We start from the raw sequence: 26,121 nt of genomic DNA, 5'->3' as shown, positions 1-26,121 counted from the left end.
CCCCTATAATATATGAATATATACTTAATTAATGTTGATTGTTACTGTTTTGTTCTTTTTAAAGAACTTATTAATTCATTATAAGATTCTAATTCTTAATTTGAAATCCTCAAATACATCCAATACACAACTCTAATGAGCAATTATCGGTCATTCTCTCAAAATTGCTTTGTTTTATTAACTTTTTTGTATTTTATAAAATACATTTTGTTCTATATAATGAATTAAACTGTTATAAAGGGAGTAATATTCATGGTAGGTGAGCGGATTAAGAATCTGCGTGAGCAGAAAGGTTTAACAATTAATGAATTAGCATTACATTCTAATGTTTCTAAGTCTTACATTAGCTCCATAGAAAGGGGGCTGCAGAAAAACCCCTCTATTAAGGTATTAAAAAAAATTGCACTTACTTTGGATACTTCTTTAGAAAATATAACCTCTGCGCATAATAAAGTAATTATTCTTGGTGAAGAGTGGATTGAACCTCTTGAACATGCTATTGAGCACGGTTTAACCAAGGAAGAATTTCATGACTTCCTTTCTTTTGTACAATATAAAAGGAGTAAGCATAACAATGAATAGACTACTATTAGTTACTGGATCCATTCTTCTATTAATAGGAATAGGTTGTTCCGTTCTCGCTATTTCGGAAATGAATAAGCAGGAAGAGGCTCAGATGGATTCTTTAAAAGAGGCGAAGAGTTTGGTTCTAAAAGATTCTGAGGAGAATTCCGGAAGTCTAGAATCAGTCAAAATGGAATATCACTTTGAAACCGGTGATGTGATAGGGCTTTTAAATATCCCAAAATTAGGGCGTGAAGTTCCAATCATCTCAGGTACCCATGAAGAGGACTTAGAAAGAGGAGTTGGTCACGTCTCAACAACTAAACTTCCTGGGCAACAAGACCGAATTTTTCTTGCTGGTCACCGGGATACCGTGTTCAAACAAATGGGGGAGCTAAGAAAAGGGGATACCTTATCTATTCAGTTGAAGACTGGTGTATATGAATATGAGATATATGAAACGTTCATTGTGGATGAGACTGATCTTTCCGTCCTTGAGCCAACCTCTCCAGAAGAAATCCTCACCCTTTCCACATGCTATCCATTCGAATACCTTTCAAGTACAGAAGAGCGTTACATCATCAATGCCCGAAAAGTAAATTAAAGCGCAGAAAGCTAATAGCCTCTGCGCCCCACTACTACTCGTCCTTATTATCCTGATCTTGCATATCTAGATCATCTTCTACAGCGTCTTCTTCAGGCGAGTTTTCATCCTTCGCTGCATCTTTGTCCCCTGGCTCGTTCTTATCTTGGGACTCATCCATTTCGTTATTGCCCATATCGTCATTCTCATTCATGCCGTCATCTTCCGGCATTTCTTCTTCCGTTGGTGCCTCATCTTCCGGAGGAGGCTCCTGGTCTGCGTTACATCCTACAAGAAGCATGGCAGCAAGTGCTGATCCACCAAGAATTGAAAGTAATTTTTTGCTCATGATGTATTACTCCTTTCTAACGTGTACGTTAGTTAATGTAAGACCGTTACTTTGGTCTTTCGTTAGCATTCCCTGAAAATGAATTAACTTGCATTTTGAGAGCAATTTTTTGGAGAAATTATATTTGAGAAGCGTGAAAGTGATTTAACAGAAAACTGGGCCTGAAGTGAACGAAATCACTCCAAACCCAGTTTACATATTGACTATTCTTGTTTATCTCCCAGAGCAAACATCATTTCCAATTCGCAGGCAACCTCACCATCAACAGTCGCCACGCCTTTTCCTTTACCGATCGGTCCTTTAAAACGGATCATTTCCACTTCAAGTCTCAGCTGGTCTCCCGGCTTTACTTGACGCTTGAAACGACATTTATCAATGCCTGTAAAGAAGGCTAAACGTCCACGGTTATCTTCCACTTTCAGCATGGCCACAGCACCAACCTGAGCCAGCGCCTCTACAATCAGCACGCCAGGCATAACAGGATAGTCAGGGAAATGTCCATTGAAGAACTCCTCATTCGCCGTCACATTTTTAATCCCAATCGCTTTCTTACCTTCTTCCACTTCAAGGATCCTATCCACCAACAAAAACGGATAACGATGGGGAATGATTTCTTTAATCTGATTAATATCAAGCATTCAAAATTCCTCCTACCAATATGTATGTACACCTTATTGTATCTAAATTGATTGTATAAAGGCAACTTGGAGAGGGACGGACCTCCCAAAACTGCACATCTGCTTTAAAAGCCTATGGAGTCGGGGTTCTTTCATGAAGGTTTCCCAATTCGAGGTCCGTCCCCAGATCCACTAAATCTAAACCCCGTAGAAAAGGATCGCATCCATATACAAAGAGTGCAATCCTTCGATAGTTTTAGTTATTTCGATGACACTGGCGATGATCTATTGGCGGTTTTCTGCTTTTTGAAAGGGACGGACCTCGAATACCAAGCTTCATCACAATGAAACCCCGAGATTTCAGGAATCTTTGCCATAAGCTAAATATTTCGAGGTCCGTCCCTCAAAAGGTTCTCAATGAGTTAATTTTTTTTGACGATGTCGATGATGTGCTGCCAGGTTTCTGCTTTGAATACGTCGGCTGCTTTGCCGTCTCCGATGCCTGCGAAGCCAATGACGGCACCCAGTACGAGACTTCCTGCAAGAAGAAGGATAAACAGAAGGATTCTGAGCCAAATCGGCAGCATGCGTACACGCACCCAGCGCGTCGGTTTGGTTTCGTCCTTTTGCTTCGCTTTTTTTTCTGTTTTTACTGATTCTCTTGTCGTTTTCTCTTCTTGTAGTAGCTCTTTTTCACTCATAGCATTTAACTCCTTTTAGCGTATCCCATTTACAAGACCCATCATTTGATCTGCAAGGGAGATCGAGCGGGCCTGAAATTGATATGATCGTTGGACATTCAGCATGTCCGTCATTTCTTTACTGATATCAACGTTCGATGCCTCTAATGAATTCTGGATCATTGAAATATCAGTTCGTGCTCCTCCAACGACGTTCGTTACCACTTCATCCTCCGTAACACCAAGCTCGGCCAGGTTCTCTGCGAAACCTAACAGATTACCTCCAAACTGCTGAAGGAATTGAGGCTTTTCAACCGTGACAATTCCCAGATTGAATTGCTGTTGACCGCCGCCAGAATCCGTAACCGTCAGGATGCCGTTATCCCCTAACTGAAAAGAAGACGCCTCTTCAGAAAATGTAATAAAGTCATCATTCTCATCCAGGATTGGCAAGCCGCTCCCGTTTACAAGCATCGCTTCGCCATTCCCGGTTGAACTGACAAAGAATGCCCCGTCTCTCGTAAAGCGCACTGCACCACCGTTGTCACCTTGAGCTAGGACTTTAAAAAACTGTCCCTCACTTGTTAAAGCAAAATCCAGTTGGCGACCCGTTGATTTCAACGATCCCTGGTTTAAGATCAGTTGAGATTGTGAAAGCATTGCACCACTGCCTTCCCTTACTCCTAGAGGGGTAAGCCTGCCCGTTTCAAACTTATCTACACGCTGATTCTTAACCTGCTGCACAAGAAGCTCAGAGAATGTCGCTTCACGTCGCTTGTATCCATTTGTATCTGCATTCGACAGATTATGACCAATCATGTCCATTTGTTTCTGCAATTGACCTAATGTGTTGGTTGCTGTAATCATCGTTCGATTCATGACATGTTTCCCCCCTATTATAAGGTATTCAGTGGCGAAATTCATTTACAATCTTTAACTATCAGTTGACACGTCCGATTTCATTGGCTGCTTTTTCCATACTCCGATCATACGCTTGAAGGACTTTTTGATTTGCTTCAAAGGCTCTGTACGCTGATAACATATCCGTCATCGTGCGGGAAGCATCCACATTAGAGCGCTCAAGGAAACCCTGCTTGGTGGTAAAAGATACATCGTTTTCTTCATAAGCATTTGGAAGAGGCACATTGCCTTCTGTCGCAAATAATCCATCTCCCTGTTTCACAAGTCGATTGGGATTGTCTGAATAGCCGACGCCTAAAGAAGCCACGATGTTTTCACCGGCTACAATCTGCCCTTTTTCCCCAATAGTGAACCGTTCACTGTCCAATCGAATACGCTCACCATTTTCATCCAGAATATAAAAACCACTGTTCGTCGTTAAAAAGCCGTTCCCATTCACAGTCAGATTGCCGTTTCGTGTATAGCGAGGATTCCCATCCGCACCTTCCACCGTGAGAAAAACGGATCCAACCGATCCTGTTTTCTCATTTGTCGGCATGGACACGTCCAGAAGAGCAATGTCCAGGTTTCTTCCTGTTTCCTGAAGGTCTCCCTGAAGAAAAGAAGGAATCGCCTCTTGCATATACACACCCGTATTGAGAGCTCCGACTTTTTGATTAAAAGGAAGGGAGAGTGCTTTCTCTGTCGGGATGGATGTGGAATCCATGCGTTCGAGGAGCATTTTGGGAAATGCCCGCATCGATGCCTGATCCGCTTTGTAGCCAGGGGTATTCGCATTCGACATATTGTTCGTTAACATTTCAGTCTTGCGTTGTTGAGAAAGCATTCCTGATGCTACTGTATAAAATCCGCGAAACATGTTTTTCACCTCATAACTGTTTACCGTTTTTATATCGGATGAATGGTGACATATTTTTATAAGAGAAAGTTATCCAATTCGTCTTCTTGAAATTTTATCGATATTTTCAAGCATTAATCCAGTTCCAACCGCTACACAATCCATAGGGTTTTCAGCTATCAGTACTGGTACTTTCAGTTCTTCTGCAAGAAGGGTATCCATTCCGTGAAGAAGTGCGCCCCCGCCTGTTAAAATGACTCCTCGGTCAATAATGTCCGCTGATAATTCTGGCGGAGTCTTCTCAAGAACATTTTTAGCAGCCTGTACAATGACTGCCACTGATTCACGAAGAGCCCCTTCAATTTCCGTGGATGTCACGGTAATGGTGCGTGGAAGACCTGATACCATATCACGACCGCGAATACTCATTTCCTTACGCTCTTCATCAAATGTTTCTGAGAATACCGTACCAATATTCACCTTGATATCTTCAGCAGTACGTTCTCCGATGAGAAGCTTGTACTCTTTTTTAATATAGTTCAGGATTTCGTGATCAAACTTATCTCCGGCCATTTTAATGGACTGACTCGTCACGATGTCCCCCATGGAAAGAACCGCTACGTCCGTTGTTCCTCCACCGATGTCAACGACCATGTTTCCGGTAGGATTGAAGATATCCATCCCTGCTCCAATGGCTGCCACTTTCGGTTCTTCTTCTAAGTAAATCTTCTTTCCACCGCTCTTTTCAGCCGCTTCCCTGATTGCCTTTTGCTCGACGCTCGTGATGTTCGTTGGGCAGCAAATCAAGATTCTTGGCTTAGAAAGAAACCCTTTTACATTCAATTTATTGATAAAATGCTTCAGCATCGCTTCTGTTACATCAAAGTCAGCAATAACCCCGTCTTTTAACGGACGAGTCGCCACAATGTTTCCAGGAGTACGCCCAACCATACGACGCGCTTCCTCTCCTACTGCTAATACTTTACCTGTATTCTTGTCCAAAGCCACAACCGATGGCTCATTCAAAACAATCCCTTTTCCTTTAACATGAATTAAAACATTAGCCGTACCAAGATCAATCCCAATATCTTTCGCGAACATCTTGTGTTTCTCCCTTCTTCTTCTACAAATTCATCATCATTTTCATCTATAGTTTCATCTTTATGTCATTACGTAAAAACGTTAAGGCAAAACTTTCACCTAATTAATTATTTTACCATAAATATGTCGAATGTAGGTATTGTATGTCAAAAAAATGTATTGATATTGTTATTTATTTGGAAAAGTATAGGGATTTAGGAGGGGGAATGTTACAGGGATGTTAAGGTTTGGTGAAGTTGGGATGGGATTGGGGTGGTTGCACCTGATACAATTGAGGAGTTTTGTGCCTGGTACAATCAGTTCTTTGTTTAACAGTTAAAATAATCCATAAATTTGTCTGTTAATTTTCACGGATTTTTAACAGGCATAATACAATAGAAATTCAACTGTTAAAAAAACTCGAAAATTCATCAGGCAAAGTCGCTAGAAATAACCGTGCCATTCCCTCCCTCAAAAAACAAAAACACACCAAGCGTGACCCATTTTTCTGGGGCTTGGCGTATTTTGGTTAGCTGTGGAGCTCTTCTTTTTTGTATTTTTGCTTCGTCGCTTCTCCACCTCGTAGATGCCGGATAGATTTATGATAATCAAGTATTGTTTTGACTTCATTTGCGAGTTCTGGATTAATTTCTGGCAGTCGTTCTGTTAGATCTTTATGGACAGTACTTTTGGACACGCCAAACTCCTTCGCAATTACACGAACAGTTTTTTTCGTCTCCACGATATACTTACCAATCTTGATTGTTCTCTCTTTGATGTAATCGTGCACACCACTCGACCTCCCTAAATTGGATGTGAGAAGTGTGAAATGAGACTCGCTTTCGCATCAATGAAATAGTATAGACCCCTTGCACATAGGCAAACGGCAGAAAGCCTTATTTATGACGGCAGCTTCCTGATGTTACAACGTATAATCAAATATTCAGCTGATGATCAATGGTATAATGACGATTCCTCACCTCAAACACTCTCTATTTTGATAGGTTTGTATCATTTTATTAGCTTGTGCCCACATATATGCACAAAAAACACAATAAGGACAAGGTTTGAGGTTAATTTTCTGAAAAATCACTCTTAGGGACGGACCTTCATATGGTTTTCGGAGGAAAACCGACCTCGTAAATGTGCCATCCTTCACCCATTACCCCGGCTGACCCGGACCAACTCCCCCCAGGTTTCCACCCTTCGATCTTTTAACAGCTCCAATAATTCCACAAATAAGTAAGCCGTCATAAGGGCATCGTTTAACGCCCGATGTCTTGGGTACAACCGAGTCCCGAACATCTGGGCATATCGCTCAAGATCTCTCATATCGTAAGAGGGCGAAAGATATCCGATTAGATTAAGTGTGTCCAGGCTCGGTGCCATCTGAAGATGAAGTCCGGCTCGCTTCAGTTCACTCTTCAGCACGAGTTCATCAAAGCTTACGTAGTGTCCAACCAGACTATTCACACTATTTCCTCCTATAAAGGTGAAGAAGTCACGGATGGCATCCGATGCTTCCGGCGCTTGTTCGACATCTTTAGACTGAATTCCCGTAAGCTGGATTATTTCCTGAGAAATGGGTCGATGAGGATTGGAAAATGTCTGAAATGTGATATTTTCCTTTACCTCATACCCTTTTACTTTAACCGCTCCGATTTCCAGCATCCGGTCCTCCGCTCCGACGCGGAATCCTGTCGTTTCCGTATCAAAGACAACAAACGTAAGATCTGCTATTTCACTGTTGAGCGGGATGGAATCATAGTGGAGCGGACACTCGATCTTTTTCTTTGAAAAAATGAAAATCTTCACTTCCCTTCTACGTTAAGGAGTAATGAGATAGCATCATTTGTTGAAATTCCCGTATCGTTTTCACACTTTTGTACAGGTTTTCTTTTTTACGGGTGGAGAGTGTGGAGAGGTGTACCGTATCTCCCTGATCATTCCTCTTTAACTCTATATAGAGCTTCATCAATTCCTGGAAAGCTTCTGATAATTCTTCTGCAAAATCCTCAGAAATAGATCGCTTTTTTGTTAAAAAATCGATTTTCTCCCTAGTCGATCCGGAGGTATTACCATGAGCAGCATTCAATATCTGCAGAGCATGATGAAAAGGGAACAGAATATTTTTCTTAATAGATACCGTTTTTCGATCCATGCCTAATATTGAGCGAATGGATGAGTGAAGAGCAGGCACTGGCTTGGATTTTTCGACTTGGGCCAGTCGTACCAATAATATTTTCGAACTGCGGAGCTGATCTTTTATAGCGTCTTCAAATGTCGAATGAAGCGTTTCATCCCCATCTAAAAATCGATATGAAAAGAAGTTTTGTACCTTCAATAAGGTATCCTCTGACGAATGGACAGACCATTCTCTCAACCTTTCCTGCCAGGAACCCACACTCCCTGTCCACGCTTTCTGATTCGCCATCATTCTCCCGTCACAAAGACGCAGTCCTGCCTTTTCCAATTCAACGACGACTTTTTCAGCAAAATCCCAGAAATAGTCCACCGCTTCTTTACTATGTTTTTCATAAACGAGGAAATGATCTTGGTCGGTCAACATAAACTGCTCTTTCCTACCTGCTGAACCCATGGCATAAAATGCATACGAGCAAGGTCTATCCCGTCCTTCCTGAAGCAATTCTTCCTCAACCTGCTTTAGGATCCGCTGATAAATACGATCGAATAGCCCTGACATGAAATCGAGAATGTGGAATACCGGAGCATGCGCATTCCAAAGACTCGATAACATGGACTCTGCCATCGGTTTAATCTTCTCCAGTGGAAAATCCTTGTTCTCCAGTTTCCTTGCACTCGTCAGGGCACCTATATGGTTCGCCTTCATTACATCGTGGAGGGTGATGATGCCGATAGGTCCGTCCCTCTCCTTATCCCCGACAACGGGCAGGTGTTTGATGGAGTGATCGATCATGGTGGCGAGGGCTTCGTACAGATAGGCGTCACGGGTGATGACGATTGGATTGGGGGTCATGGTCCCGTTTACTGGTTTGGTGAGAGGGACGGACCTTGCAAGGCATCTGGAGACGAGGTCTCTTTCTGTCAGTATTCCTGCAATGCGATTGTTTTCCAGTATGATGACAGAGCTGACCCGGTTTTCTCCCATGGCTCGAGCTGCATCCCCCAGGGAATCATCACTCCTGACAGTTACAACTGAATTTGTCATGACATCACTCACACGTTTCAGAATCGTTGTCCGCTCTTCAATCCCGTGCGCCACTCCCACTTGCTGAGACAAGGAATAATAAACATCCTGAAGTCGTTTTGATGTTTCTTCTAATAAAAAATTCTTCAAATAAGGTTCATTCCAATAGTTTTTTAAACTAGTATATGGAACGAGGCAGAGCTGACAGTCCTCTTTCGCCTTGACCTCAACCGAAGAATAAACACTCTCCTCTACCGTTGTATTCAGAACAGAGTACAGACTTGATAAGCCGACTATTCCGTCCTTAGAAATCATCTCAAGAATCTCTTCTTTTTCCTTAGGGACAACCACCTCTACCTCTCCATTAATCACAAGGTAGAGTCCTAATCGGTGTTCAAAGCTTTTCAGAATAGTAGAGTGCTTTCCCACCTCAAGCCACTTACACTCGGAAAAAAGGGAAAGAGCCGTACCCCGCTCCATCCCCTTGAAGAAGGGATGAAGGAGTACAGCTTCTTGAAATGATCCGTCAGGCTTTGAAGTCGACATCGTCGTTCACCCAAACTTCTCCGTCTTTAAAGGTCATTTGTTCCGGGTAACGGAGATCCATTACCTCTTCTTGAATCTTTTGAGACGGTGCTTTCGTCATCAGTGACACGACGATATTGGCAATCGTTGCGGCCGTTGCGCCAAACACTCCTGCCCCTGTATCAATGATGCCGAATAGGGTAACTCCTGATCTTGCCAGGAAGATATACGTAAGGGTTACCCCTAACCCCACAAGCATCCCTGCAATAACCCCTTGGGCATTGGAGCGTTTCCACCATACCCCGAGTAAAAGTGCCGGGAAGAACGTTCCGGACGCCAGTGCGAAGGCCCAGGCGACGATCTGGGTGATAACCCCTGGAGGATTGAGAGCCACAATCCCGGCGAGCACCGTTGCAATGACGATCGACCAACGGGCAACTGCCAGACGATTTTTCTCTGTCGCGTTTGGCTTGAATACACGATAGTAGATATCATGAGCAAAGGAAGAGGATATCGCGATCATCAATCCGCCTGCCGTCGATAACGCCGCTGCCATGGCACCAGCCGCTACGAGACCGATGACGAATACGCCTAAATTCGCAATTTCCGGTGTGGCCATGACCACGATATCATTCGAGATGATGATTTCCTTCCACTGTAGGATTCCATCTCCATTTGCGTCTGCGACCTGTAATTTCCCCGTATCCACCCAGGATTTCGTCCAGGAAGGCAAGTCACTGATTTGACTGCCCGCAACCTTTGTCATTAGAATGAAGCGTGAGAATGCTGCATATGCAGGTGCTGATAAATAGAGAAGTCCGATGAAAAGGAGTGCCCATGCTCCTGACCAGCGAGCCGCCTTCATCGTAGAAACCGTATAGAATCGAACGATTACGTGTGGAAGTCCCGCGGTCCCTGCCATCAACGTAAACATCAGAGCCATGAACTGCCACTTCGTACCGTTAGTAAAAGGAGCGAAGTATTCCGAGACCCCAAGCTCGCGATCGAGCTCCCCGATTTTCCCTACCAGTTCCCCATAGGAAATCCAGGGTGCAGGGTTTCCGGTAATTTGTAACGACATGAAAATAACAGGAATTAAATAAGCGATAATAAGAACAACATACTGAGCAACCTGCGTCCACGTGATCCCCTTCATCCCACCAAAAGCTGCGTAGAAGGCGATGAGCACCACTCCGATCATCGTACCGACTTTGGCATCGATTTCGAACAAACGACCGATTACGACCCCGGAACCTGACAGCTGACCAATGGAATACGTAAAACTGATAATGATTGTGCAGATGGCGGCAATGACGCGGGCCGTGTGGCTGTTATACCGGTCCCCGATAAATTCCGGTACCGTATAGCGACCATATTTCCTAAGCTGTGGGGCAAGTAAGAAGGTTAACAGTAAATATCCTCCCGTCCAGCCCATTATGTAGGCAAGTCCATCATAGCCGAGGATCATGACGGTACCAGCCAGTCCAATGAATGATGCTGCACTCATCCAGTCTGCCCCGATGGCCATCCCATTAAAGATCGGCGGCACTCCCCGACCGGCTACATAGAAGTCCGATGTCGCTTTCGCTTTGTTATAAACAGCAATTCCGATATATAACGCAAACGTCAACAGAATAATCGACGTTGATACTAAAAACTGAGTATCCATTTATCGTTTCCCCCTGCTCTATTCTATATATTTGGTTGAAGCCGTTTAATGGTCCAATGTCTTTCCGTAGCTGATCTGCTCATTTTTACTTTCATCAATTCCATACTTCTTATCGATTCCATCGCTTACCTTCGCATTTACGTAGAGTAATATGATGAAAATGACAATCGACCCTTGAGCACCCATAAAGTAGTGAAAAGGAAAACCATTGAGGGTGACCGTTGACAGGCTTTCGGCAAACAGGACGACTCCAAAGGAAGATACGAGCCAAATCACTAAATACAGCGCCATATAACGGTTCTTTTCTTTAAAATACTGATCCGCTTTTGCTCTATCAATCTTCTTCATTTATGTAACCCCTTTTCAAGCTCATTATTTTAAACTGAAAATAAATTTCACGGTCTCAAAAAACGGAACCGGGACCATGGCAATCTGAACAATAAAGTAAATGAATAAAGACAAGAATGGAATGGTTAAGAAGAAAGCCCGTTTCTTTCTCAGTGCAAGAAAAATACTTCCCCCTGTTATGAGTAAAATAGCGATGAAGTAAAGCAACGTTTCACCTCCTGTTTTTGTAAGCGCTCTCTAAACGTTCCTTGATCATACAACCTCCCATTAATAAAGATTAAATTTTCTGAAATTTTATTCATGCCCTCATTATCTTTTTTGGAAAAAGGCAGGTCAATAAAGAAAAAACGACAATTGTCCATTTAATTTTTTTATTTAAATAAAATCATTTTACTAAAATAAAGATATAGGGAACTGTGATTGCATTAGTAGATTGAAGTGGCATGGAAATGTTTTTCCAGTAAAGTATTTCCTTTGTCGAATTTCCGAGGAAATTTTTTATATTGATAAAGAGATAATTGGAATAGATCTGAAAACAAAAAAACTGACCGGAAATCACCAGTCAGTCTTTCTTCATCTATATGATTATTCTTCGTCTTTTACGTCAGAGCCATTATCGGCTGCGTCGTCTTTTTGATCAGCATTTTCTTGTTTCGGCTTTTGCTCAGCTTCCGGCTTTTCTTCTGCTGCATCGTCAGCACCGTTTTCTTCTGTTGCTTTATCTTCAGCAGCTTTATCTTCGCTAGCTTGATCTTCTACGGCATTTTCTTCCGATGCTTCAGCATCCGGCTGTTCACCTGAAACCTTCTTGTCTTCTAATTGTGCTTCTTGAAGAGTTGCAAGAGACTTATTGAAGTATTCAAGCGGATTCACTGCTACATTTGCTTTACGAATTTCAAAGTGTACGTGAACACCAGCTTCTTCATTGAATAAGCTCTTACCTGCTTTAGCGATAGCTTGTCCTTGATCTACTACATCTCCAACCGCGACTTCAAAGTCTTTGACTGATTGATAACGAGTAACGATTCCTTTGCTGTGCTCGATTTCAATCGTGTTTCCGAGTAGGGAATCTTCTTGAACCTTTGTGACTGTACCGCTCATGGCAGCCAGAACATCGAATTCTTTTCCATCTTTAGAGATGTCGACTCCTTGGTTCGGATAGTACATGTTACCATAAACAACTAAGGCTGCTTCCTGTTCTTCCGCTGAAGCTTCAGTATCGTAGAATTGTTTTTCGATCACTGTATCTTCCGGACTTGCAACAGGCATTACAAAGTTTTCCAATGAACGGTTGACTTCTTCTGCAGGTTGGTTAAACTCATTGTCAGTAGGAACTCCATCATAGCTGTAATCCTTGGCTTTCTCGTTTACATCATTTCCTGCTTGGTACCACAGAATCCCCGTGATAATGATTGCTGCACTTGCTAAATAGATTGCTGGGTATGCCCAACGTCTTTTCAAAAAGTTTTGAGAAGGTTGTTTCTTTTCTTCCTCTCTCATTTTCATCACCTCAGCAATCATTCTGAACAGAATTCAGAAAATATATACACATTCGGAAAAAAATTTTAAAATTCTTATCTTTCGACAAAGGGTTGGAAAATATGTATGATTTTAAAAATAAGATGAAATTTTTCTTTTATTATGCGTTTTTCGTATTTTAACAGAGACTGTAGTAGTTGATATCCGCTACAGGACGCTCGCTTTCCGCGGGGAGGGCAGTGAGCCTCCTCCTCAGGTTCGCCTGCAGGGTCTCACCTGTCTAGCTCCGGCGTCTAGCCCCTCGAGGTCATTAGCTAAATGGTCCAAGAAGGCAAAGAACGCCTTCTAATGGCCCATTCATCTTATGCTTGTCGGGGGTGAGCGAGCCGCCTACGCTTTTCGTACTTTCCCGCTATTCCCGCTGAGTCGGGCGCCTGCAGGGAGAATCAACTTACTGTTTTGCATAACTATTTAAAACAAACAAGAATAGTGCAGGTCCTGCAATTCTTGTTTGTTAACGAAATTACTATCCTGCATGATACAATATAAAAAACAGAAAGGACGAGCTGCATATGAAGAAGTTACTGAAATATGTGCTGACAGCTGCGCCTTTTCTCTATATGATTCTAATATGGATTTTGTCGAGTAATCCTGATGATGCCGTCATTCGATTTCCTGATAATCAGTTGGATCGTTTTATTAAGGAATCTCTCCATTTAATCGAATTCGGTATTTTGTATGGGTTATTTGTTATCGCTCTGTTGGCACATGGAAAGCTTCGGTTCACATTGAATTTCACCGTTGCGTTGATTAGCATCTTTTATGGATTCGTGGATGAGATACATCAGTCCTTTGTTCCGTATCGGTCTGCAACACTGATTGACGCTGCCAAGGATTTGATCGGAGTCACTGTCCTTTTTTGGATTGTGAACCGGACTTATTTTAAAAAGGCTGATCATCCATTGACGAAGAAGATGAAAAAGTTCGAAGCATATTTAAAAAAGGATTGAGTCTCTACTGGTCTACTTGACCTGAAGACTCAATCCTTTTTTTTATCTTTGTGCGGTTACTTTCTGCAGGAGTTTATCTGATTCCGTTATTTTGACATCTTTATAGTAATGACTGACGATGTCTTGATAATTCTTGCCTTCCTTCGCCATCCCGTTTGCTCCGTATTGGCTCATTCCGACCCCGTGTCCGAACCCTTTTGTGGCAATGACAATATGATCATCTTTCAGATACCAGGTAAAGTCTGAAGATCTGAGTTCTAATTTCTCTCGAATTTCCCGGCCGGAGAATCCTTTGCCGTTAATTTCAACACTCGCTACCCTTTTGCCTTCCGTTCTTGACGTGATCGTTCCGACCGATCCATCCTTTGGCAGTGTTACGCCCAATTTCTGTTCAAATTCTTTAATCGGTATAATCTTTTGATCCTCGAACCTTGGTGACGCCGAGTCCCAAGGGCTTTCTACACTTCGTAAATATGGATATTCATTCGGCCAATAAGCCTCAGAGTTTTCTGTGTAACCATTGCTCGTTGAGAAGAAGGCTGCCGTAATCGGCTTACCATCATAGGTCAGCACCTGTCCCATCGTTTCAAGGACCGCTTCGGAAATTTTTTTGACCTTCCAATCATAGTCAGCTCCCCAAAGACCTGCAAGCTCCTTCTGGTTCTTATACACCTGATGAGAGACCGTATCCGTCACATCGGCACCCTTCGGAACAGAGGAGTCCTCAAGTAGAAGCTGATTCACAATATACGTTCGTGCTGCAAGGGCTTGTGCTTTTAAGGCTTCCTTTTCAAAATCTGCAGGCATTTCACCAGCCACTACCCCTACTACATACTGCTCCAAAGGAAGTTTCTCGATCAGGTCCTGGTTGGAACGGTAGACAGCTACCTCGACTGAGTTCCCCAGCTCTTCAACGGATGGCGGATTTTTCAGCTTTTCGTCTAAGTTTGCCGTTTCCTTTTCTGATGAAAATGGGAGCACGAGAAGAGTAGGGACAATAAAGATGATACTGATAAAGATTGAGAAGATGATCATTACTGGTTTCAAATGCTTCATGTTCGCGGCCTCCAATGAAAGATTAAATAGGAGAATGTCTTAGCACACTTCTCCACTCTCTTTCATATGTATGGTAGTGGACAAGCAATTATGAATCTTTTAAGAGTGATTTTGATGAAGGAAGATGTTCGGCATTGATGAACTTGGAATAAGTAATGAAGTGTGTTGTGGAGCGAATGCATTTTTAAAAATAAAATCTCAAATTTGAAAATAAATGTGCCAGAATTGAAAATAAAAGTGAAATTTTGAAAATAAATACTGCATTATTGAAAATAAATGACTTTTTCATCTCATTTTCAACATCAGCATACTATTTTTCTACCTATTTTGACGATATTTCAAAATTGCCCGTCGCAAGTCCAGCGGTATTTGATGATAATCCAGCCGTTTTCAGCAAGAATCCAGCCGTTTTCGATTAAAATCCGGCCACTTTTACGAAGAATCCAGCCATTCCTGACAAGAATCCAGCCGAAATCAACCATAATTCAGCTAATTTACTTATTTTATCAAAACACAACTCGAGTTTCAGCTCCGACTCTCAGCCCAAACAAAAAAAGCAAGCTCTTCTATAAAAGAAAAGCTCGCCTCCCTATTACTTACGCATCTTTAATCATGTCTTGATTAGAAACAGGTGTTTCTTCCACTTCTTTCACACGCTCGATATCGGCACCCAGGCCTGCAAGCTTCTGATGGAAGTTTACATATCCACGATCTAAATGCTTCAGTTCTGTTACTCGAGTGTAACCATCTGCTACCAGACCAGCGATTGAAAGTGCTGCTGCTGCACGTAAGTCGGTTGCAGCCACTTCTGCCCCTTGAAGAGGTGTTGGTCCGTTCATGATCACAGAACGGCCTTCAATCTTAATGTCTGCTCCCATACGACGGAATTCTTCAGCATGCATGAAACGGTTTTCGAAAACTGTCTCAGTGATGACGCTAGTGCCGTCAGCTGCTAATAGTAATGCCATCATTTGAGATTGCATATCTGTTGGGAAACCAGGATGAGGCATTGTTTTGATATCGACAGATTTCAGTTTCTCCGGCCCGATGACACGAAGTCCTTCCTCTTCATCGATGATCGTTACGCCCATTTCTTCCATCTTCGCAACTAAAGAAGATAAGTGTTCTGGAATAGCGCCTTTTACAAGGACATCACCTTGAGTGATGGCTGCAGCCACCATGAAAGTTCCTGCTTCGATACGGTCTGGAATGATGCTGTGTTCGACACCGTATAAACGGTCTACACCTTCAATACGGATCGTTCCAGTACCTGCACCTACTACGTTTCCTCCCATTTTGTTCAGGAAGTTAGCCAAGTCGACGATTTCAGGCTCTTTTGCGACGTTTTCCAGGATTGTTGTTCCTTCTGCAAGAGCAGCAGCCATCATGATGTTTTCTGTTGCCCCCACGCTTGGGAAGTCCAGATAAACCTTGGCACCCTTCAATCTTCCGTTTACTTCAGCTTCGATAAAACCATTTCCTACCTTCACTTTTGCTCCCATTGCTTCGAAGCCTTTTAAGTGTTGGTCAATCGGTCTTGATCCAATGGCACATCCACCAGGAAGCGCAACACGTGCTTTACCTGTACGTCCGAGTAGTGATCCCATTACAAGGACGGATGCACGCATTTTTCGAACATATTCAAACGGTGCTTCTACAAACAACTCTCTTGATGCATTCACGATGACTTCACCATTGTTAAACTCTACATCTGTATTTAAATGACGTAATACTTCATTAATCGTATATACATCGGAGAGTGGTGGTACATTTTTAATTACACTTTTTCCTTCACTTGCTAATAATGTAGCAGCGATGACTGGTAAAACGGCATTCTTTGCTCCTTCAACTTGCACTGTACCGCTTAAACGCTGACCGCCGCGGACGATAATTTTTTCCAAGAGTATTCCCCTCCGCGTCCAATTTCTCTATATTAATATTCAATCGTTAGGATGGGTGTGCCAATCACAAAGGTTGTCTTAGCGCCCATTCCGCTTTTCCGTAGACCTAGTTGTATATTCATATCATCATTTTTTGTTGGTATTTTCCGTGACATTTGTTCCGAGTAAGCTGAAATGGAATAAAAGTCTTCTTCTCTAAGTGATTCCAGTTCTTTTGCGTCTAATTTCGACATTAATTCGACAGCCTGATTCGACAAAACTTTCTCAAGCTTATCATTGAATTCGCCTTTTATACAAGAGAAAATCATGGGTTTATTAGTAAAAATGATTTCCATATTTGGGATAAATTCAGTCTTGATGTAATGCCTCGTCTTTTCTCCCAACGCTTTCTGAGCACCGCGCATCTCATACATAACATACGAAACAGATTGCTTGTTTGTGAGGGTGTGCTGGAACTTAATGGTTTCTTCCCCGTGAGACGTCTGACGTTGTCCCACAACCATTACCTCTTCAGCTGACTTTTTCGTCACCCACTCAAAATCAGAAAATCTTTCTTGCATAGTAGTACTATATTTGGCAAATCCTTTATTCGTGAAGCTTTTTTTGTTTTCTCTTGCATATAGAGACCATTCAGTTATCTGACCTTGAGAATGAACAATGGCTTGATCAAGCTTTTCAATGTCTAATAATTGATTGGCTTCGATAGTGTTGTTCCCATTAATAACAGGAAGAAAACCTAATCCAACAAAAAAGATTAAAATAATGTAAAAATACCGACCCATTTTCCATTCCTCCCCTTACCTAAAAGTCTGTCCGAATAGGAGAAGAACATACTTGAAAATTGTCGTCATCTTTTTACAATTATTGAGTCTTTCATGCTGTTAATGAAAAGGGTTTCACTTTGAAACTTTTTCACAAAGAGGCACGAACACAAAATTAATCTTACTCAAAACAGGCTCTAATGAAAACATGCAGGAAGACCTATTTTTTGTCAAAGCTCTAATCATTCAAAGAAAACAGGCAATTGTTGAGACCACAGATAGTAATCCAGTAAAAATTGGCTGACGGCTGAGCCGATCGCGATCGTTAGTAGGATATACAGTAGTCTCCCTTGAGCGACTCGATTCTTCTTTAGGAGCTTGTCTAACTGGATGGATTGCAAAGACCAAAATGTGATCCCGAATACGAATAGATGCACGAGCATGCTGATCAGGGCCTGCTGGCCAAAGCTTTCTACCACTTTTCTCACTCCTAATAATCATTTCGACGCACATAGACTATTTTACCACACTAAGCTGTCACAACATATGCTATTTATATAAAAATATGTCCAATATGTTAATAAAAATTTTCCTTTTTACGTACTTGAAAGCTAGGTAACATATATAGGTCCGTCCGGCAAAATTGGTTGAAATTCCTGACTTGAGTTCCAGCAGCTCTCAAAGGTCCGTCCCTACAAAAAACCACCCTTCCTCAAGGAAAGGGTGGTTTTGCTGTTTTATTAGAAGTTACGTTCGGAAACGTTAATTCTGTTCATGGCACGTTTTAGAGCGAGTTCAGCACGACGGAAGTCTACATCATCACGTTGTGCCTGCATGCGGTCTTCCGCGCGGCCTTTTGCTTCTTTAGCGCGTTGTACATCGATAGCTTCTGCTGTTTCAGCAGACTGTGCTAGAATTGTCACTTGTTCAGGACGTACTTCTAAGAATCCGCCACTGACAGCTACAAGCTCAGTGTTGCCACCTTTTTTCAGGCGAACCGCACCGATTTGTAGTGGAGCAACCATCGGAATGTGTCCAGGTAAGATTCCAAGCTCACCGCTTTGAGCTTTCGTGCTCACCATTTCCACTTCTGAATCGTACACTGGGCCATCGGGAGTGACAATATTGACTTTTAATGTCTTCATTTTCTTCCCTCCTGGTCCCTAATTATACCTCTACGCCCATTTCTTTAGCTGCTGCTAATACATCCTCAATCGGACCTACTAGACGGAACGCATCTTCAGGAATGTGATCGTATTTACCGTCAAGGATATCTTTGAAACCTTTAACAGTGTCTTTCACTTCAACGTAAGAACCTTTTTGTCCAGTGAACTGTTCTGCAACGTGGAAGTTTTGAGATAAGAAGAATTGTACACGACGAGCGCGGTGTACCGTCAGCTTATCATCATCAGAAAGCTCATCCATACCAAGGATCGCGATGATATCTTGAAGTTCTTTATAACGCTGTAATGTTTGTTGAACATTACGAGCGATGCTGTAGTGTTCTTCTCCTACGATTTCTGGAGAAAGAGCACGTGAAGTCGATGCTAATGGATCTACCGCAGGATAGATACCCATCTCAGAAAGTTTACGCTCAAGGTTCGTTGTTGCATCCAAGTGAGCGAAAGTTGTAGCAGGAGCCGGATCCGTGTAGTCATCGGCAGGTACATAGATCGCTTGGATCGATGTTACAGAACCTACGTTCGTTGACGTGATACGCTCTTGCAATTGACCCATTTCAGTAGCAAGTGTCGGCTGGTAACCAACGGCAGATGGCATACGGCCTAGTAAGGCAGAAACCTCTGAACCTGCTTGCGTGAAACGGAAGATGTTATCGATGAACAGAAGTACGTCTTGACCTTGCTCATCACGGAAGTATTCAGCCATTGTAAGACCTGTCAGTGCTACACGCATACGCGCACCAGGCGGCTCGTTCATTTGTCCGAATACCATCGCTGTTTTCTTGATAACGCCAGAGTCGCTCATCTCGTGGTAAAGGTCATTTCCTTCACGAGTACGCTCTCCAACACCGGCAAATACAGAGATACCGCCGTGCTCTTGAGCGATGTTGTTGATAAGCTCCTGGATTAATACGGTTTTACCAACACCGGCACCACCGAATAGACCGATCTTACCACCCTTGATGTAAGGTGCAAGTAAGTCTACTACTTTAATACCTGTTTCCAGAATCTCAACTTCTGTAGAAAGCTGATCAAATGTAGGTGCTTGTCTATGAATTGGATCACGACGGATACCTGCTGCAAGAGGCTCGTCTAAATCGATTGATTCACCTAGAACGTTGAATACACGACCTAATGTGATATCCCCTACTGGTACAGAGATTGGTGCTCCTGTATCAAGCACGTCAGCTCCACGTTGTAAACCATCTGTGGAAGCCATCGCGATTGTACGTACAGAATCATCACCTAGGTGAAGGGCAACCTCTAATGTAAGTTCAGCTCTATCTGCAATTTGGACCTTTAATGAGTTGTAGATATCAGGAAGTTGGCCGTTAGCGAACTTGACATCGACAACTGGACCCATTACTTGAAGAACGTGTCCTTTGTTCATCTCTTTCCCTCCTAACTAGCTTTTGACGACAAAACTATGTTGTAATCCGGCACTCAACCGGAATGTCATTTCTATTCGAGTGCTGCTGCCCCGCCTACGATTTCCGTGATTTCTTGGGTAATCGCTGCTTGACGCGCACGGTTATAAGAAAGTGTAAGGCTGTTAATGATTTCTTTCGCATTGTCTGTTGCGCTTCTCATTGCTGTCATACGGGCCGCGTGCTCACTGGCTTTACCATCAAGTAACGCTCCGTAAATCAGGCTTTCAGCATATTGCGGAAGCAACACTTCCAAAATTTCTTCAGCATTAGGCTCAAACTCATAAGAAGTTAAGTTCGATGAAGAAGAATCAAGCTCCGTTAAAGGAAGAACCTTCTTCTCGGTAACATCTTGTTGAATGGCACTGACATAGTGGTTGTAGTACATGTAAAGTTCATCATAAGCACCATCAGAGAACATACTGACTGCCTTGTTGGCAATGTCTTTAATGTCTGCAAAGTTTGGTTGATCTGGTAGCCCTACAATACCTTCCACTACATTATCGCCTCGTTTTTGGAAGAAATCTCTTCCAATACGACCTAACGCAATAATGGCGTATTCATCTTGTGAGCTGTGACGCTCTTTAATCGCATTACTTACAGCACGAATGACGCTCGAGTTATAAGCCCCCGCCAAACCGCGGTCAGATGTAATGACCAAGTAGCCGGTTTTTTTTACGGGGCGGGAGACTAGCATCGGATGCGTTACATCTGTGCTACCAAGGGAAATGGAAGCAACGACTTCCTGAATTTTCTCCATGTATGGGACGAAGGCTTTCGCATTCGATTCAGCACGGTTCAATTTAGAGGCAGAGACCATTTCCATTGCTTTCGTAATTTGACTGGTTTTCTTCGTAGATGTAATACGAGTTTTTATGTCGCGTAACGATGCCACTGGTTCTCACCACCCTTTTAAAATGTTAGTCATATTCACTAGAACCAACTAAATAATGGAATAATCAGCCGGTGTCATCAGAATGAACACCGACATCTTATAAAATTACTCAGACTTTACAAATGTCTTCTTGAATTCGTTGATCGCTGCAACCATTGCATCGTCTTCAGGAAGACCTTTTGTTGTGCGGATATGGTCTAACAGTTCTGTATGGTTGTGATCTAACCAGCTTAGGAATTCACCTTCGAAACGACGAATATCTGTTACTGGAATATCATCTAAATGACCTTTTGTTAATGAATAGAAGATCATAACTTGTTTTTCAACATTAAGTGGTTTGTTAAGATCCTGCTTCAGTACTTCAACAGTACGGGCTCCACGGTTCAGTTTCGCTTGTGTCGCTTTATCAAGATCTGACCCGAACTGAGCAAATGCTTCAAGCTCACGGTATGCCGCTAAGTCAAGACGCAGTGTACCTGAAACCTTTTTCATCGCTTTGATTTGTGCGGATCCACCAACACGTGATACGGAAAGACCTGCATTGATCGCCGGACGAACACCGGAGAAGAATAGGTCAGATTGTAAGAAAATCTGTCCGTCAGTGATGGAGATAACGTTTGTTGGAATGTAAGCGGAGATATCTCCTGCCTGTGTTTCAACGAAAGGTAATGCTGTGATGGAACCTCCACCTTTTGCATCACTTAATTTCGCAGCACGCTCAAGTAAACGAGAGTGTAAGTAGAATACGTCACCAGGGAAAGCTTCACGGCCTGGAGGACGACGTAATAATAATGAAAGCTCACGGTAAGCAGATGCTTGCTTAGAAAGATCATCATATACAACAAGAACGTGCTTGCCGCTATGCATGAATTCTTCACCCATTGTGATACCAGCGTATGGTGCTAAGAATAGCATTGGAGCTGGTGAAGCAGCTGATGCCGTTACAACGATTGTGTAATCAAGGGCACCGTGCTTACGAAGCGTTTCAACCGCATTACGTACAGTTGATTCTTTTTGTCCGATCGCAACATAGATACAGATCATGTCTTGACCTTTTTGATTTAGGATTGAATCGATCGCAACAGATGTTTTACCTGTTTGACGGTCTCCGATGATTAACTCACGTTGACCACGACCGATTGGAACTAGAGCGTCGATCGCTTTGATACCAGTTTGAAGTGGCTCGTGTACGGATTTACGATCCATTACACCAGGTGCCCCGCCTTCAATTGGACGTGTTTTCGTTGTCGCAATTGGACCTAATCCATCAACTGGTTGTCCAAGTGAGTTTACAACACGACCTACTAATTCCTGTCCTACTGGAACTTCCATGATACGTCCAGTACGACGAACCTCATCGCCTTCACGAATGTCTGTAAATGGTCCGAGAATGATAATACCTACGTTGTTTTCCTCTAAGTTCTGCGCCATACCCATGACACCGTTAGAAAATTCAACAAGCTCTCCAGCCATGACATTGTCGAGGCCATGAGCACGAGCGATACCGTCACCGATTTGGATAACTGTACCTACATCGCTTACTTTCATCTCAGACTGATAGTTTTCAATTTGCTTTTTTATCAGCGCGCTGATTTCTTCCGCCTTGATGCTCATGAATTTCACCCCTCATTTATACGAAAGTTAACGAACAAGTTCACGCTCAAGACGATCCAACTTGCCAGCAAGAGTTCCGTCATAAATACGGTTGCCGATACGGACCTTAAGTCCGCCAAGTATGTTCTCGTCTATCACATTCTCAATTCTTAATGATTGTTTACCAATTCTCTTAGCAAAAGAAGCTGAGATTGCTGTCTTCTCATCTTCTGTTAAAGCACGTACGGAATACACCTTTGCTTCTGCGATTCCTCTAGCTTCATTAGAAAGCTCGATGAATGCATCGACAACACCCACTACCTGATCTTCACGATGACGATCAGTCATAAGAAGCAGTGTATTCAATACCGGTACAGAAACAGAAGAGAACGCTTCTTTCAACATGTCTTTCTTCTTATCCGTCGAAAACTTCGGATTTTCCAAAAGAATGCTTAATTCTTTATTTTGGATAAAAACGGATTTCACTGCACGAAGCTCTTGTTCAATCGCTTCTAATTGATTCTGTTCTTTGGCAATATCGAAAAGAGCTAACGCATAGCGTTTTGCGACTGTAGAGTAGCTCATCGCTCTTCTCCTGCCTCTTTAATATAATCGTTGATCAGCTTCTGTTGATCTTGAACAGAAAGTTCTTTTTCAATCACTTTCGATGCAATCAGAACAGATAGTGAAGCAACCTGCTCGCGTAATGCTGCCATCGCTTGTTCTTTCTGCGTCTCGATTTCACGTTTCGCAGATTCTTTCAAGCGCTCAGATTCCTGACGAGCCGCGATGATGATTTGTTCACGTTGCTCATCGCCCTGCTTTTTAGAGTTCTCGATCATCGCTTGCGCTTCTTGACGAGCCTCTTTTAAAAGTTGACGCTGTTCTTCCAAGCTCTTATTTGCTTCTAGACGGCTTTGTTCAGCCGCTTCTATTTCGCCTGCAATATGATTCTCACGCTCTTGCATGATGCCCATCAAAGGACCCCAAGCAAACTTCTTCAATAACGCAAGAAGGATAAGGAACATAGCAAGCTGGAATACGATATCTCCACCTGTAAAGCCGCCACCAGCTCCAAGGACAAATGCGTTTGTAAGCACGCGGTTTCACTCCCTTCAAGAGTCAATGCCTTCATAAGAAAGCTGTACAATAACGGCAAATGCCGTACCATTCATAATCAAATGTTCTTAAGTACCAAACATAAAGGAATGGCGAAGGTTCTTATCGAATGATCTTCGCCATCTTGAACTTTAAACTGCTATTATTGACCCATTACGATGAATGCGATAACTACTGCGATGATAGGAATCGCCTCTACTAACGCAACCCCGATGAACATTGTAGTTTGAAGCATTCCACGAGCTTCCGGTTGACGAGCCATACCTTCTACCGTACGTGAAACAATAAGACCGTTACCAATACCTGCACCTAGTGCTGCTAAACCGATTGCAATTGCTGCTGCTAAAAGACCCATTCTGAATTTCCTCCTTTAAATGTATGAAAAAATGTTTTGAGTAGTTTTGTTCAATTTTGAACAGGGTATATATTAATGGTCCAGGCTGACTTTGTGAGCCATATAAACCATCGTTAACATAACAAAAATAAATGATTGGATTGCGCCGACAAAGATTGAGAAACCTTGCCATACAATCGTTGGAATAATGGCACCCAGTAATCCGGCTGCTCCCATGTGTGCCAGGCTTCCTACCAGTAAAGTAAGCAGGATTTCCCCAGCGTAAATGTTACCGTAAAGACGAAGACCAAGCGTTAGTGTGTTGGCAAACTCTTCAATAATCTTCAGCGGGAATAAGAACGACATAGGTCTGAAGAAGTCTTTACCGTATTCACCGAAGCCCTTCATCTTGATTGCATAATAGTGTGTTAACACAACGACCATAACCGCCAGGGTCATAGTAATAACTGGATCCGCTGTTGGTGACTTCCACCATAATTCGTGGTCAATGACAACCGAGAACGGAAGCCCTAACATGTTTGATACGAAAATGTACATGAGTAAAGTAAGTCCAAGGAGATGGAAACGACCACCTGTTTTCCAATCCATATTACTTTTCACAATATTTTTGACAAAGTCCATGACCCATTCCATAAAGTTTTGCACTCCGGTCGGTTTCATGGCCAGTCTACGAGTTGACAGAACGGCGATGAGGAATACAACGGCACTTGCCACTGTGATCATCAGTACGTTCGCCAGGTTAAAAGTTAACCCTAGAAACTCGGCTGTAGGATTTTCATGATGCAATGAAATTCACCTCTCTTCCCCGCTATTTATGAGATTTAAGCTGCTGAATAAAATAATCTATCATAATGACAACATAAATTGTCATTAATCCAATAATGACGCTCAGGAGATGAAAGTGCTCAGGGTATTCCGTTGCAATGATCACTGCAAAGGCCGCACCTGCCATCCTTGAGAAGGTCCCTAAAGATCGAACCTTTTGACCAGCTTCTACTGCATCACCGAATCGCACGGTTCTCCTCATGATCAGCCAGTGACTAAACAGACTGATGCCTGTCCCCAAAATAAGCCCAAGGAAAATAGACTGATAGGAAGTGAAACCCCAACCGAGGACGTAAAGGGAAAGGAGGAAAAATATGTACTTACGATGCCTGTTAAACACTTGCTGAAGTTCTGGCATTTACATTAATCTCCCGAATTGAAATGTTGGACTGTACGGAGCATGGTGTAGATTCCTGTTGCGAGCCCAAGGAGTAGTCCAATAATTAAGAAAAGTGGTGTGGTGTTCCATATTCCATCTAACCATCTCCCGCCGAAGATCCCTATTAAAATAGAACCAACAAGCTGGGAAAGAATAGCAGAATACAAGACCATCGATTGATACGGGCGTCGATCATTTTGACGCATTTTTTTCATCTCCACACATGTGATTTAGTGGAAAATCATTAACACTGTACAAATGATGAAAAACCGTTTTCATACGGGTTCAACCCTTGTGAAAACCTTATCATTTTATACCCTTTGTAAGCATACAATAGGGCTTTATCTATGTCAATGCGTTCAAGTTAAAAAGTTCACAACCTATCCACGCGTTCCCAAATTGTTCACATTTTCAACACATTTACAGAAAAGCGGAGGCGGGTTGGTCAGAGGCGACAAGCATAAGGCGAACTTACCGGAAAGGCGCTTTTTGCCTTTTTGGTAAGTTTGGCTTATGACCTCGAGCCTCTACCCGCTGGAGCTGGACACGTCGAAAAGCGGAGGGGGCTCGCCCTGGGGCGACAAGCATAAGGCGAGTCGACCGGAAAGGCGTTCTCTGCCTTTTTGGTCGGCTTGACTTATGACCTCGAGCCCCAAGCCCCCGCAGCTGGACATCTCGAAAAGCGGAGGGGGCTTGCCCTGGGGCGACAAGCATAAGGCTAGTCGACCGGAAAGGCGTTCTTTGCCTTTTTGGTCGGCTTGACTTATGACCTCGAGCCCCAAGCCCCCGCAGCTGGA

Annotated in this window: 30 protein-coding genes; 3 read left to right on the top strand and 27 right to left on the bottom strand. The window is 42.9% G+C overall.

Features of this window, described 5'->3' with window-relative positions; genetic code table 11:
• The first annotated feature begins 252 nt into the window (after positions 1-252).
• Positions 253-582: an XRE family transcriptional regulator gene (locus Q1B03_RS17070; RefSeq protein WP_299744147.1), complete on the top strand. Its 330-nt coding sequence runs from the start codon at positions 253-255 to the stop codon at positions 580-582.
• Positions 575-1,168 (top strand): class D sortase, encoded by a 594-nt coding sequence (locus tag Q1B03_RS17065; protein ID WP_299744145.1) that lies wholly within the window; start codon positions 575-577, stop codon positions 1,166-1,168. Before Q1B03_RS17070 ends, Q1B03_RS17065 begins: the two co-directional genes overlap by 8 nt.
• A gap of 34 nt (positions 1,169-1,202) precedes the next feature.
• On the opposite strand, the gene Q1B03_RS17060 is transcribed toward Q1B03_RS17065, so the two are convergent.
• From Q1B03_RS17060 to Q1B03_RS17000, 13 genes are all read right to left on the bottom strand, one after another.
• Complete coding sequence (locus Q1B03_RS17060) at positions 1,203-1,496, bottom strand: hypothetical protein (RefSeq protein WP_299744140.1); 294 nt, start codon at positions 1,494-1,496, stop codon at positions 1,203-1,205.
• Between the two features lie 203 nt (positions 1,497-1,699).
• A complete protein-coding gene (gene fabZ / locus Q1B03_RS17055; RefSeq protein ID WP_299744138.1) occupies positions 1,700-2,134 on the bottom strand; it encodes a 3-hydroxyacyl-ACP dehydratase FabZ in 435 nt (144 codons plus the stop codon).
• Between the two features lie 401 nt (positions 2,135-2,535).
• A complete protein-coding gene (locus Q1B03_RS17050) occupies positions 2,536-2,814 on the bottom strand; it encodes a DNA-directed RNA polymerase subunit beta (RefSeq protein ID WP_299744135.1) in 279 nt (92 codons plus the stop codon).
• Positions 2,815-2,829: 15 nt separating this feature from the next.
• Positions 2,830-3,672: a flagellar hook-basal body protein gene (locus tag Q1B03_RS17045; RefSeq protein WP_299744132.1), complete on the bottom strand. Its 843-nt coding sequence runs from the start codon at positions 3,670-3,672 to the stop codon at positions 2,830-2,832.
• 61 nt (positions 3,673-3,733) lie between these two features.
• Positions 3,734-4,573: a flagellar hook-basal body protein gene (locus Q1B03_RS17040; protein ID WP_299744129.1), complete on the bottom strand. Its 840-nt coding sequence runs from the start codon at positions 4,571-4,573 to the stop codon at positions 3,734-3,736.
• 69 nt (positions 4,574-4,642) lie between these two features.
• Positions 4,643-5,653 carry a rod shape-determining protein gene (locus tag Q1B03_RS17035; RefSeq protein ID WP_299744126.1) on the bottom strand — a complete coding sequence of 337 codons (1,011 nt, stop codon included), beginning with the start codon at positions 5,651-5,653 and terminating at the stop codon, positions 4,643-4,645.
• Between the two features lie 508 nt (positions 5,654-6,161).
• Positions 6,162-6,422 (bottom strand): sporulation transcriptional regulator SpoIIID, encoded by a 261-nt coding sequence (spoIIID, locus tag Q1B03_RS17030; protein WP_032086905.1) that lies wholly within the window; start codon positions 6,420-6,422, stop codon positions 6,162-6,164.
• Positions 6,423-6,787: 365 nt separating this feature from the next.
• Entirely contained in the window at positions 6,788-7,447 is a 660-nt protein-coding gene (locus Q1B03_RS17025) for a PolC-type DNA polymerase III (protein ID WP_299744115.1), read from the bottom strand.
• A gap of 7 nt (positions 7,448-7,454) precedes the next feature.
• Entirely contained in the window at positions 7,455-9,347 is a 1,893-nt protein-coding gene (locus Q1B03_RS17020; protein ID WP_299744112.1) for a DUF294 nucleotidyltransferase-like domain-containing protein, read from the bottom strand.
• Positions 9,328-10,995, bottom strand: a complete 1,668-nt coding sequence (locus Q1B03_RS17015; protein ID WP_044339976.1) for a sodium:solute symporter family protein — start codon at positions 10,993-10,995, stop codon at positions 9,328-9,330. The genes Q1B03_RS17020 and Q1B03_RS17015 overlap by 20 nt, the downstream gene beginning before the upstream one ends.
• Positions 10,996-11,040: 45 nt before the next feature.
• Positions 11,041-11,343, bottom strand: a complete 303-nt coding sequence (locus Q1B03_RS17010; RefSeq protein WP_299744107.1) for a DUF4212 domain-containing protein — start codon at positions 11,341-11,343, stop codon at positions 11,041-11,043.
• Between the two features lie 24 nt (positions 11,344-11,367).
• Positions 11,368-11,550 carry a hypothetical protein gene (locus tag Q1B03_RS17005; protein ID WP_299744105.1) on the bottom strand — a complete coding sequence of 61 codons (183 nt, stop codon included), beginning with the start codon at positions 11,548-11,550 and terminating at the stop codon, positions 11,368-11,370.
• Between the two features lie 378 nt (positions 11,551-11,928).
• Positions 11,929-12,843 carry a M23 family metallopeptidase gene (locus tag Q1B03_RS17000; RefSeq protein ID WP_299744102.1) on the bottom strand — a complete coding sequence of 305 codons (915 nt, stop codon included), beginning with the start codon at positions 12,841-12,843 and terminating at the stop codon, positions 11,929-11,931.
• Positions 12,844-13,394: 551 nt separating this feature from the next.
• On the opposite strand from Q1B03_RS17000, the gene Q1B03_RS16995 reads away from it, so the two are divergent.
• Positions 13,395-13,832, top strand: a complete 438-nt coding sequence (locus tag Q1B03_RS16995) for a VanZ family protein (protein ID WP_299744100.1) — start codon at positions 13,395-13,397, stop codon at positions 13,830-13,832.
• Positions 13,833-13,874: 42 nt separating this feature from the next.
• Here Q1B03_RS16995 and spoIID read toward each other — a convergent pair whose 3' ends face one another.
• The 14 genes from spoIID to Q1B03_RS16925 all read right to left on the bottom strand — a co-directional run bounded on the left by spoIID (position 13,875) and on the right by Q1B03_RS16925 (position 25,530).
• A complete protein-coding gene (gene spoIID / locus Q1B03_RS16990; protein WP_299744097.1) occupies positions 13,875-14,888 on the bottom strand; it encodes a stage II sporulation protein D in 1,014 nt (337 codons plus the stop codon).
• A 596-nt stretch (positions 14,889-15,484) separates the two neighbouring features.
• The gene (gene murA, locus Q1B03_RS16985; RefSeq protein WP_299744094.1) at positions 15,485-16,789 is read right to left on the bottom strand and encodes a UDP-N-acetylglucosamine 1-carboxyvinyltransferase; all 1,305 of its coding nucleotides are present in this window, start codon (positions 16,787-16,789) and stop codon (positions 15,485-15,487) included.
• Between the two features lie 32 nt (positions 16,790-16,821).
• Positions 16,822-17,571, bottom strand: coding sequence for a YwmB family TATA-box binding protein (locus Q1B03_RS16980; protein WP_299744091.1), 750 nt, complete (start codon positions 17,569-17,571; stop codon positions 16,822-16,824).
• 221 nt (positions 17,572-17,792) lie between these two features.
• Positions 17,793-18,029, bottom strand: a complete 237-nt coding sequence (locus tag Q1B03_RS16975; RefSeq protein ID WP_044339983.1) for a DUF1146 family protein — start codon at positions 18,027-18,029, stop codon at positions 17,793-17,795.
• 261 nt (positions 18,030-18,290) lie between these two features.
• On the bottom strand, positions 18,291-18,695 hold the full coding sequence (locus Q1B03_RS16970; RefSeq protein WP_044339984.1) for a F0F1 ATP synthase subunit epsilon: 405 nt from the start codon (positions 18,693-18,695) through the stop codon (positions 18,291-18,293).
• Positions 18,696-18,717: 22 nt separating this feature from the next.
• Positions 18,718-20,121, bottom strand: coding sequence for a F0F1 ATP synthase subunit beta (atpD, locus tag Q1B03_RS16965; RefSeq protein WP_113969230.1), 1,404 nt, complete (start codon positions 20,119-20,121; stop codon positions 18,718-18,720).
• Between the two features lie 71 nt (positions 20,122-20,192).
• Positions 20,193-21,053 carry a F0F1 ATP synthase subunit gamma gene (locus Q1B03_RS16960; RefSeq protein WP_148971185.1) on the bottom strand — a complete coding sequence of 287 codons (861 nt, stop codon included), beginning with the start codon at positions 21,051-21,053 and terminating at the stop codon, positions 20,193-20,195.
• Positions 21,054-21,158: 105 nt separating this feature from the next.
• Positions 21,159-22,667: a F0F1 ATP synthase subunit alpha gene (atpA, locus tag Q1B03_RS16955; RefSeq protein WP_044339987.1), complete on the bottom strand. Its 1,509-nt coding sequence runs from the start codon at positions 22,665-22,667 to the stop codon at positions 21,159-21,161.
• Positions 22,668-22,694: 27 nt separating this feature from the next.
• Positions 22,695-23,231 (bottom strand): F0F1 ATP synthase subunit delta, encoded by a 537-nt coding sequence (locus Q1B03_RS16950; RefSeq protein ID WP_299744071.1) that lies wholly within the window; start codon positions 23,229-23,231, stop codon positions 22,695-22,697.
• Positions 23,228-23,746 carry a F0F1 ATP synthase subunit B gene (locus Q1B03_RS16945; RefSeq protein WP_299744068.1) on the bottom strand — a complete coding sequence of 173 codons (519 nt, stop codon included), beginning with the start codon at positions 23,744-23,746 and terminating at the stop codon, positions 23,228-23,230. Before Q1B03_RS16945 ends, Q1B03_RS16950 begins: the two co-directional genes overlap by 4 nt.
• A gap of 161 nt (positions 23,747-23,907) precedes the next feature.
• Positions 23,908-24,120: a F0F1 ATP synthase subunit C gene (gene atpE / locus Q1B03_RS16940; protein ID WP_044339990.1), complete on the bottom strand. Its 213-nt coding sequence runs from the start codon at positions 24,118-24,120 to the stop codon at positions 23,908-23,910.
• 72 nt (positions 24,121-24,192) lie between these two features.
• Positions 24,193-24,906: a F0F1 ATP synthase subunit A gene (gene atpB, locus Q1B03_RS16935; protein ID WP_299744062.1), complete on the bottom strand. Its 714-nt coding sequence runs from the start codon at positions 24,904-24,906 to the stop codon at positions 24,193-24,195.
• 22 nt (positions 24,907-24,928) lie between these two features.
• The gene (locus tag Q1B03_RS16930) at positions 24,929-25,303 is read right to left on the bottom strand and encodes an ATP synthase subunit I (protein ID WP_299744059.1); all 375 of its coding nucleotides are present in this window, start codon (positions 25,301-25,303) and stop codon (positions 24,929-24,931) included.
• Positions 25,304-25,308: 5 nt separating this feature from the next.
• The gene (locus tag Q1B03_RS16925) at positions 25,309-25,530 is read right to left on the bottom strand and encodes an AtpZ/AtpI family protein (RefSeq protein WP_044339993.1); all 222 of its coding nucleotides are present in this window, start codon (positions 25,528-25,530) and stop codon (positions 25,309-25,311) included.
• Positions 25,531-26,121: the final 591 nt, after the last annotated feature.

Source organism: uncultured Rossellomorea sp. (assembly GCF_947488365.1).
In the GTDB taxonomy this organism is placed as follows: Bacteria; Bacillota; Bacilli; order Bacillales; family Bacillaceae_B; genus Rossellomorea.
This window is presented reverse-complemented; position numbering and strand designations above follow the sequence as displayed.